The sequence below is a fragment of the Xanthomonas sp. SHU 308 genome, from assembly GCF_000364645.1.
GTDB classification, from domain to species: domain Bacteria; phylum Pseudomonadota; class Gammaproteobacteria; order Xanthomonadales; family Xanthomonadaceae; genus Xanthomonas_A; species Xanthomonas_A sontii.
Genome location: NZ_AQOK01000026.1, coordinates 1 through 1,244 on the forward strand (window position 1 = coordinate 1; position 1,244 = coordinate 1,244).

2 protein-coding genes are annotated in these 1,244 nt (G+C 65.5%); both read left to right on the forward strand.

Going from position 1 to position 1,244, the window contains the following annotated elements; translation table 11 throughout:
• Positions 1–62 precede the first annotated feature (62 nt).
• A complete protein-coding gene (locus D588_RS0101465; RefSeq protein WP_017914720.1) occupies positions 63–356 on the forward strand; it encodes a transposase in 294 nt (97 codons plus the stop codon).
• On the forward strand, positions 353–1,213 hold the full coding sequence (locus tag D588_RS0101470) for an IS3 family transposase (RefSeq protein WP_026143247.1): 861 nt from the start codon (positions 353–355) through the stop codon (positions 1,211–1,213). Before D588_RS0101465 ends, D588_RS0101470 begins: the two co-directional genes overlap by 4 nt.
• The last annotated feature ends 31 nt before the right edge of the window (positions 1,214–1,244 follow it).

The window sequence follows — 1,244 nt, forward strand, 5'->3', positions numbered from 1 at the left end:
TGAGCCACCCCTGATAACTCGGACACCTGAAAGCGAGGACAATCCTCGCACGGAGGTGTTCGATGCAGAAGCGGCAGCGGTTCACGGCGGAGTTCAAGCGGGAAGCAGTGCGGTTGCTCAGGGCGGGAGATCGGCCAGCGGCCGTGATCGCGCGGGAGTTAGGCATCCCGCGCAACCGGCTCTACAAGTGGGCCACGGACCTCGATGCGAAGGGCGCGAGCGCCTTTGGCGGCAGTGGCCGGCCCAAGGCCAATCCGGATGAACTGGCCAAGCTGCAGCGCGAGAACGAGCGGCTGCGCCAAGAGAACGAGATCCTAAAAAAAGCGGCGGCGTACTTTGCGCGGGAGCTACCGTGAAGTACGCCTGGATCCGAGACCAGCGGGGCTACCGGGTGCGTTGGCTCTGCCGTGCGCTGGGCGTGTCGCCCAGCGGTTACTACGCGTGGTGCGCTCGCCGTCCGGGGCCGCGCGCGCAGGAGAATGCCCGGCTATTGCAGCGGATCGAGCAGTTGCACGCACAAACCCGCGAGGCGTATGGCAGCGAGCGCCTGTGGCGCGCGTTGCGCCAGCAAGGTGAGACCTGTGGCCGGCATCGGGTGCGGCGCTTGCGGCAGGCACATGCGATCCGCACCAAACGGCGGCAACGTTACCTGCGCACGCGCAGCACCTATCAGCGTGTGGCGGTGGCGCCTAACCGGCTGGCATGGCCGTTCGTCAGTCCTGGGCCAGATCGGGTGTGGGTGGCGGACATCACCTTCGTGCCGACCCGGATGGGCTGGTTGCACTTGGCGGCGGTGCTGGACATGCACAGCCGGCAGATCGCGGGCTGGGCGATGGGGGAGCGGGCCGACCAGGCGTTGGCTAGCGCTGCACTGGCCATGGCCCTGCACCGCCGGCGGCCAGCGCAGGGAGCAATCCACCACAGCGACCAGGGCACGCAATACACCAGCGGTGCATATCAACGGCAGTTGCAGGAAGCTGGGCTGGTCGCGAGCATGAGCCGCAAGGGCATGCCTTACGACAATGCGGTGATGGAGAGCTTCTTCAGTTCGCTCAAGCAGGAACTGACGCACCACGAGCGCTTCGCCAGTCTCGACGAAGCGCGCGGGAAAGTGTTCGAGTACATCGAAGTGTTCTACAACCGGCAGCGGTTGCACAGTGCGCTGGGCTACCGCTCGCCGGCCGAGTTCGAGAAGATGGTTGTTGTTCCCTAATTAACCTGTCCGAGAAATCGGGGGTGGCTCA

Excerpts from the sequence above, each read along its gene's own strand:
- D588_RS0101465 (WP_017914720.1), top strand. The coding sequence starts at position 63 with ATGCAGAAGCGGCAGCGGTTCACGGCGGAGTTCAAGCGGGAAGCAGTG.